General features: G+C 68.8%; 6 protein-coding genes. 3 read left to right on the top strand and 3 right to left on the bottom strand.

Annotation, left to right across the window (positions count from 1 at the left end):
• Positions 1 to 894 precede the first annotated feature (894 nt).
• The 3 genes from ACIQ7D_RS13600 (at position 895) to ACIQ7D_RS13590 (ending at position 3,393) form a co-directional block, all read left to right on the top strand.
• On the top strand, positions 895 to 1,179 hold the full coding sequence (locus tag ACIQ7D_RS13600) for a hypothetical protein (protein ID WP_403936941.1): 285 nt from the start codon (positions 895 to 897) through the stop codon (positions 1,177 to 1,179).
• Entirely contained in the window at positions 1,161 to 1,574 is a 414-nt protein-coding gene (locus ACIQ7D_RS13595) for a DNA-binding protein (protein WP_403936939.1), read from the top strand. Before ACIQ7D_RS13600 ends, ACIQ7D_RS13595 begins: the two co-directional genes overlap by 19 nt.
• 424 nt (positions 1,575 to 1,998) lie before the next feature.
• Complete coding sequence (locus ACIQ7D_RS13590) at positions 1,999 to 3,393, top strand: Mucin-2 (protein WP_403936937.1); 1,395 nt, start codon at positions 1,999 to 2,001, stop codon at positions 3,391 to 3,393.
• 82 nt (positions 3,394 to 3,475) lie between these two features.
• Here ACIQ7D_RS13590 and ACIQ7D_RS13585 read toward each other — a convergent pair whose 3' ends face one another.
• Genes ACIQ7D_RS13585 through ACIQ7D_RS13575 form a run of 3 tightly spaced genes read right to left on the bottom strand, consistent with a single transcriptional unit; the run spans position 3,476 to position 7,667 of the window.
• Positions 3,476 to 4,021, bottom strand: a complete 546-nt coding sequence (locus tag ACIQ7D_RS13585; RefSeq protein WP_403936935.1) for a hypothetical protein — start codon at positions 4,019 to 4,021, stop codon at positions 3,476 to 3,478.
• Complete coding sequence (locus ACIQ7D_RS13580; protein WP_403936933.1) at positions 4,018 to 6,501, bottom strand: tyrosine-type recombinase/integrase; 2,484 nt, start codon at positions 6,499 to 6,501, stop codon at positions 4,018 to 4,020. Before ACIQ7D_RS13580 ends, ACIQ7D_RS13585 begins: the two co-directional genes overlap by 4 nt.
• Complete coding sequence (locus ACIQ7D_RS13575; protein WP_403937011.1) at positions 6,498 to 7,667, bottom strand: tyrosine-type recombinase/integrase; 1,170 nt, start codon at positions 7,665 to 7,667, stop codon at positions 6,498 to 6,500. The genes ACIQ7D_RS13580 and ACIQ7D_RS13575 overlap by 4 nt, the downstream gene beginning before the upstream one ends.
• Positions 7,668 to 7,730 lie beyond the last annotated feature (63 nt).

The following is a 7,730-nucleotide window of genomic DNA, read 5'->3' as shown; positions in this document are numbered from 1 at the left end:
CGCAGCGACCTCATAGACGGCTGCCTCGCCGAGACCGGCCTGACCATCAGACCCACCTGAGCAACCCAGCGACATCACGAGTTCAACCTCAGTAGCTTGGGAAGATCTCGCTCTAGTGGCCGGAGATTCAGGCCGAAGCGCTGGTCAGGCCGACCGACTCGTTGAAGGACATGCAGCGATGATCCTGGACATCGTGTCGGGCGCGTCGAACATCTGAGAATGGCCTTGCTCGGCCGCGGCGCAGCCAGCGATTTGGTCCGCGTGAATTCTGACCTGGTTGCCGAAGAGAGCGTCGTGAGTCGAGTCACCTCGGCGGCCATAGCGGACTGGCCGCCATTACGTGCGCTACGTCGTCGCTACTCACTCCGGAAACTGGCCATCGCGCAGGTGGCAAACGGGGCCGTCGGCGAACTGTGTGTTATCCGTGACGTGCCACGTCGTCGGTCTCGTGCCAGCATCTTCCCGGCGAGCGCATGGCGTGTGTCGCTCTTGGGTCCGGGGCCACGCTTTCACTGTGCGGACACGGCCGTGTCCGCAGTCCACAGAGAGTCCGCAGAACACCCACAAGCGACCGTCGGAACCCAACGCAGCCAACGGACAAATGCCTGGTCAGGGTGCTGCATGCGACTCCGCCGCAGGTCAGGATCAGACCGCAGACATTCCGCTTCAACGTGTAGCGGGTGACTTGTCACCACGTCGCTGATCTGGCAAACATGCAGGTCGGAGAGGGGCCGACTCTTCAGGGTCGGGCCCTTGGTTTTTCCCGTGCCGGGATGGTGCTGGGATGGGATGGGGGCGCCCGTGCTGGGATTCGCGCAGTGCGCCGCTCGGCGCGTGAAGGCAGTGTGTGCCCGCGCCGTAGCGCGTTTCCTACTCGTTTGACACACTCAGGGTATGGGTGAGCCGACGTACGGCATCGGGGAAGGGCCGGCGACGCGGGTGAGCCTGTCGCTGCCGGAGGGGACCGCGGAGGCGATCCGGGCGCGGGTGGGTAAGCGGGAGTTCTCCGCGTTCATTGCCGAGGCGGTCGAGCGTGAGCTGCGCGGGCAGGTGCTTGACGAGTATCTGGCGGACTACGAGAGCCGCAAGGGGCCGGTTTCCGAGCGGACCCGGCAGCGGGCGCGGCAGGTCTTCGACGAAGTGTTCGCCGAGGAGGGTGAGTGGCCCGCCGCAAGCTGAGTCACGAGGGGACGCTGGTCCTCGACGGTGAGGGGCTTTCGAAGCTGCTCGCAGATGACGAGCTGGTGGTGGCTCTGGTGGCTGAGGCGCGCTCGCGTGGCATGGAGGGCGTGATCAGTTCGCTCGCCATCATCGAGGCCGTTCACGCGTGTACGAATAAGGCTCGCCTGAACTGGGTGCTCTCCGGGCTGCGCGTGGTCCCGGTGGGGGATGAGGAGGCGAGGGCTGCCTCGAAGCTGCTGACGGATGCCGGTTTGCACGGGCACAGATGCGCGATCGATGCGGCGGTCGCGGAGGCCGCGCTACGGCAGCACCGCCCCGTGGTCATGCTGACCTCCGATATCGACGACATGACCAAGCTCTGCGGTGATCGCGTCCGGCTCGTGGCGGTGTGATTGATCGTCGCGATGCGGCCCTTCGACGCACGTTCAGGTCACCGGCTTGGTGGGTCGACTTCCGTGTGGTCGACGAGGGCAGCTGGGGCTCCAGCGGTGGCGTGCTGTCCGTACTCACCCTGCTCGGTAGCGGGGTGTTCACCGAGGAGAAGGTCAAGGCCATTCGCACCGTGCTCGACGCGTGGCCCGGCCCGCCCGTGCGCCCTTCGTCCCCGACGGGTTCCGGCCGGGACGAAGGGCGCACGGGCCTGATCGCTGGACGTCGTTTTTGTTGGGCTGGTGACTTAGGAGCCCTCCCCTCGGTAGGCATCTGTGCTGGTCAAAGACTCAAGGACCGGTGCAGCGGTGGTCGACAGATGTCGTGCATGGCATACGAGATCATGGGTGCAGACTGATCGGGGAAGACACAGGGGGTAGAGGAATCATGGTGACGTTCCACGCATCCGCGCTGGACGGAATGGCCCGAAATCCGGCGCTGCCGACGCCGCTGCTGCTGCGCCTGCTCGCCTTCGGGGCAGACGGTGACCGTCCGCCCCGTGACGTTCTTCACCGGGCCGGACTCCCCGAGTCGGCCGTCGCGCTGATCCTGGCCCACCCGAACCCGGGGGCCCGGATCGATTTCGCCATGAGTGCCAGGGCGGAGCCCGCACAGCGGGCTAGGCTCGCGGACGATCCTTCTCCCAAGGTGCGGGCAGCTCTCGCATATGGACCCGAAGTGTACGATCCGCGCGCAAAGGTCGCGCCGCTCCCGGATGCCGTGTGCGCCCGCCTGCTCGACGACCCCGATCATTCCGTACGCGCGGCCCTGCTGGAGTCTCCCCATCTGGCGCCATCGTTCGTGGCATCGATGGCCACTCATCACCGTGCGGCAGCGCGCCGGGAAGCAGTGCGTGCATGGGAGGCCCTGTCGGCGGGCGAGCGGTCGGCACTGCTGGCCGACCCCGACCCCGAGGTGCGGCGGGCCGCCGAGCTGCAGGAGTGCCAGCGGGACGCCCGCGTGACCGCCGACCTCCTCCGCGACCCGAAGTCCGCCGCCGAGGCGCTGCGCCACGGGCTCCTTGACCGTGCCGGCGCCGAGCGGTGCGTCGCCGAGCGGACGCACCTGACCTCCCTCGCCGGGAACCCGTCGCTGCCCGCCGACCTCGTAGAGCGGCTCGCCGCGGACCCCGACGAAGCCGTACGGCTCGCCGTCTCCCTTCGGCCCGAGCTGGACGAGACGCGGCGCATGGCCATCGACTTCACGGCCGGGGACCTCGACAGGGGCGACGGCGTGCGGTGGGTACAGGACGGGCTCGCCGACCCCGAGGTAATGCGCCGGGCCGCGACCTCCGCTCACCCGCTGCTCCAGCGCGCCGCCGCCCGAAGCCCCCATCTGCCGCCTGACCTGCTGCGCCTGCTTGCACGCGTCGAGGACCCGGTGGTGGAGAACCTCCTGGGCATTCACCACCCCGACACTCCGGAGGAGGTCCTGATGCGGGTGTTTGCGCGGCTGGGTGGGACGTTCTCCGCCTGGATGGCGGAGACGCACCCTCGGTTCCCCCGCGAGGGCCTAGCCACCCGCTACGCGAACCACCCCGAGGGGAACTACCGCCGGCTGGCCGTACGGGATCCGGCCGCTACGCCGGAGCTGATCGAACGGCTCAGCCACGACCCCGTCGTCTGGACGCGTCAGGCGGCGACCCGCGACCCGCGCCTCCCGTTCCACCGGCTACGCGAGGCCCTCCTCGTCCCCGAACTGGCATCCAGCGCGGGTGCCAACCCGGCGCTCCCCGAGGACGAGATGGCCGCCGTCCTGGACCGGGCCGGCGTTCCCGCCTGACCGCCAGGTGGAACCGACTTGCTCGCACCCCAAAGCGAAGGCTGCGATCCACCGCCCAGCGGTTGGTACCTGGGTTCGCAGGTCAGCGGGGGCGGTGAGGGGTGCTGTTGAGCTGGGTCATCAACTCGCGGTTCGTGGCTCGGGATGCCTGGAGGTCCTCTTCGCGTTCGGAGAGCTGGTCGCGGAGCTCGGCGACTTGCTGTTCAAGGTGGTCGATCTTCCGCTGGAGGGTGTCGGTGTCGGTGGGAGCGCCGAGGCCAGTGGCGCGCCAGGCGTCTTGGCCAAGGGCTTCGGACAGGCGTTGTTCGAGGCGGCCCACATGGCCCGCAAGGCGGGTGTTGCGTTCGGTGAGGTTGGCCAGATCGCTCAGCAGGGAGTTCCGGCTGACCTGCGGTCCGTTGGTGTTGTTGGGTGGCTGGGCGGCCTTGGCTGCCACGGCTGCGTGGAGGTCGCCGTGGCGGTAGATCAGGCTGCGGTGGACGCCGGCCAGGCGGGCGACGGCGGAGACGCTGATCGGCTGGCCGTCGCGGGTCAAGTCGTCGAGCGCGGCCAGCACGCGCCTGCGGCGGCGGGTGGAGTCATCGGTTCGGGCCTGGGCGAGCCGGTCGGCCGGAGAGGTTGGCTTCATGCTTCCCGTTCGAGTGGAAGGCCACCGGCGACTGGCCGGAGGGTGGGCATGCCGAGCTGTACTGCGCGGGACCGGCGCAGGGCCGAGGTGGCCTGACGGATCTCCTCCCGTTCTTCGTCGGTGAGGGCGTCGAGGTCGCTCTCGACCCTGCGGATCAGACGCCGCAGGCGACTGATCTCCTCCTCGGCCGGTGTTGCTTCCGCCCGAGCCCAAGCGTCGAGCTCGGTGGCCGCGGCCAGTCGTTCCCGGTCTCGAAGCAGGGTGTCCAGGTAGGTCCGCAGGTCCGGAAGGTAGGAGGGGTCGGTGCGGAAGTGATCACAGCCCAGGCATCGGAACCGGAACGGGCAGGCGTGTCCTCCGGCTTTGACGTTGCTGGGCTCGGCGCAGATCCCGAACGGTACGGCGACCTGCCCGATCCGCATCCGGGTGTGCTCGTGGTCCAGGAGGGCTTTGGCCTCGTCCCACAGCCGGCCGCCGTGTCGGTCGAACTGGAGGGTGACCAGCCGGTCGACGGCCTGACGCGTGCGCTTCTCGGAGACCCGGTAGTACGTCTGTGTAGTGCCGAGGGTCTTGTGTCCCATCAGCTCCCGCAGCACGTCCACCGGCGTTCCGGCATCGGCGTGCCGTTGGGCGTAACTGTGCCGGTAGGCGTAGAGCGTGATCCGTGCCTTGTCGAACTCCTCCCCCGCGGCGGTGAGCAGAGGCGGCATAGTGTTCAGCCACTCGCGATGGAGTTGGGAGAGGAACATCGACCGGTAGGGCTTGGTGCCGTCCGGGTTGAAGTTCGGGTTCGGGAACAGCGCGAGCTGGTCCGTGGGGGTGTCCGGGAAGCGGCCGCGGACGCGGTCGCGCTGCTCGCGGATCATCGAGGCGGTGGTGTCCGGGATCGGCAGTCGGCATCGCAGCCGGTTGTTCTTGAAGTCGGTGTAGACAAGGACGTGCTTGCCGTCCGCGTCGGTCTCCAGGCAGTCCCAGGGGAGTTTTTGCACCTCGTCTGGGCGGCGGCCGGTGTCGATAAGGATCTCTACCGCGATCCGGGCGTGCCGCCCTCCGGCCGGGGCTCCCGACCGGCCGTTGCGCCGGCTGGTCTCCAGGGTGTCCAGCCGTGCGCACAACTGGGCCAGGATCTCGTCCGGCAGAGCCCGCCCACCGCCCTTGTCCTCTGGTGGCCGGGGAATGTCGCCTTTGCGGAACGAGAAGTCGTCGGGCAGTCCGGCCAGCATCTGGCGGGGCCGGGTCAGACCCATCTCACGGATCTCGCGCAGGAACCGTGCGCACCATCGGCAGATCGTAACTCGCAGGTTCGGACTGATCTGCCCGGTGTGCTCCAGGTAGGCCAGGCGCTGCTGGAAGACCTCGACGTCGGTGCGGCGCAGCCGCTCCGGGGCATCCCCGTGGTCCTCGCGGTTGATGCGCAGGCTGTCGGAGAGCCGCTCCAAGCAGACGACCATGGACATGAGGGAGTTGGGGATGTTCCGGCCGTAGCGGCGGGGAATGGCATCCACCACCCACGCCTTGGCCGCCCGCCGCAGCCACTCCTGACTCAGGCCGGTGAAGTTCATGGTGCGGCCCTTGCCCAGCCCGAAGACCTCCGCGTCCCACACGTCCTTCAGCTGCTCCAGTTCCGGCGTGGCCAGACCGACGCGGATGTCGGCCGTCATCGACTTCCACACCCCCGCCATCCGCGTGTTCGCCTCGACCATCAGCTGGCTCAGACTGGTGACTTGCTGGGCGCGCGCCGTGTCGCATAGGGCCTTGAACGCCGTGTGCAGCAGCCGGACGTGCCGGTCCAGGCGCTGCTGGGTCCCGAACAGCAACTCGGCGACGACGAGGTCCGGTAACCCGCGAAAGCTGATCAAGGTGCCGTCGTGGACCGCCGGCGCGGTCCGGGACCACAGCCCGAGATTGACGTCCGGATCCTTTCGCCTCGCTTCGTTCCAGCTCCAGCGGTGCCCCGCGCAGAATCCGCCGCGGTCCTTACTCTGCCGGTGACACGCCGCCGCCGAGCACGGCTCCAACGCCGGCTTCGGCCCCACCCGCGGATCGAGGACGAAGTCCTCGATCGTCTCGATCCCGAGGCGGTACTTCTGATCCATGTGGCTGAGGCAGACCGGGTTGTCGAACGACCTCCAGACCCGCTCGCACCCCGGCACCCGGCACGGGCCATCGGTGCCCGTGAAGACCCGAACCGCTGTCGTCAGGAAGTCCTCCAAGTCCTGCTCGCCAGCCCGCCACCGTCCCCGGCAGGTGGCGCAGAGCGGAGCGGCACCGCCCAGACGGGCAGGCGCGATGCAGTTCCGCACGGCACAGGACCGGTACCCGATCAAGGGATGATCCGGCGACGGCCGTGCGATACGCAGCCGCTCGTCCCAGCCCAGCCCGACCAAGAAGTCCTGCCGCACTCGCGAGAACAGCCGCTCGGCCTGGGCGTCCTCCCGCCCGCTGTCGGGCGGCGGTGCCAGTGCGGCTTCACTGTTCATGAGCGGACCTCCTCGACGAGCGATCCCACGCGGTCGACCGCGGCCCGCAGGCGCTGCGGCGACGGGTGGAGGTAGACCTGGGTGCTGGTCACCGAACGATGGCCCAGCAACTGCTGGACCTCGTCGATGGCGGCCCCAGCCTCGACCACGTTGGTGGCGAAGGCGTGCCGCAGAGAGTGCGGATGGACCACCCGCTCCAACCCCGCCCGCCGCGAGAGCCGTACGAGCAACTCGTTGACCGCCCCGGGCTTCACCGGTGCCCCGGCCGGCGGCCGGGCCAGGTTCACCAACACCATGTCGCTGAGCGCCGCCTCAGCACACCTCGCACGCTCCACCGCGTACTGGTCAAACGCTTGGACCACCAGGAAGTCCACCGGTACAGCCCGCGACCGACGCGACTTCGCCCACGCACCCGAGCCGTTGTCCCGACGCACCACGTGAAGGTGCGATCCCGGCACCGAACAACCCAGGTGGCGGGCATCCACGACGAAGTGGATGTCCTCCCGGCGCAGACCCACCGCTTCCCCGCGGCGCAGACCCGCGCGCGCCATCAGCAGCACGATCAGCCGATCCCGGGCCGTCCGGCAAGCCCGCAGCAGGGCCACCACCTCGTCGTCGCTGGCCCGGTCGACCGGTGCGTCCGGGACCGCGGCCCGATGCCGGGCCCGGGCGTAGTAGCGGGGCCCACTCGCCTCACCACGAACCTCAACAGGAAGGTCGCGATCATCAGCAACTTCGTAGAGCATGCCCAGCACCGCCACCGGAGCGTTGCCCACGGCGACCTGATGCTTCAAGAACTCTCGAACCCCGGCCAGGACCGTGTTCACCCGGCGGGGGCCTCGAACCGGCTGTTGTCCGGGACCGGGGACCACCGGGTCCCCATCCAGCCGGGCGTACCGCAGCCAGAACATGAACGACCCGAGACGACCTACGCACTCCCGCCAGTGGAGACCTGACCGGGCACACCAGGTCAGGAACAGCTTTATCGCGCCCGCGTACGTCGCAGTCGTCGACTCGGCCTGGTCTCGGCCGAACCGCACGTGCCGCAGGAACTCATCCACCTCGGCAATCGGCGCGAGCTCGTCTTCGTCCAGCACCGTCCAGTACCGGTCACCCGACGGCATCCGCACCACGAACGGCCGCAGCCGCACTTTCTCGTTCTCCATCACGGGCGCATCTCAGCAACACCTGCGACGTCCGCGACACCGGTTCAGGAACTGTCGGCCACA

This window comes from Streptomyces sp. NPDC096310 (assembly GCF_044763125.1).
Taxonomy (GTDB): domain Bacteria; phylum Actinomycetota; class Actinomycetes; order Streptomycetales; family Streptomycetaceae; genus Streptomyces.
Note: the sequence above shows the minus strand (reverse complement) of the source record. Positions and strands in the feature narration are given on the sequence as shown.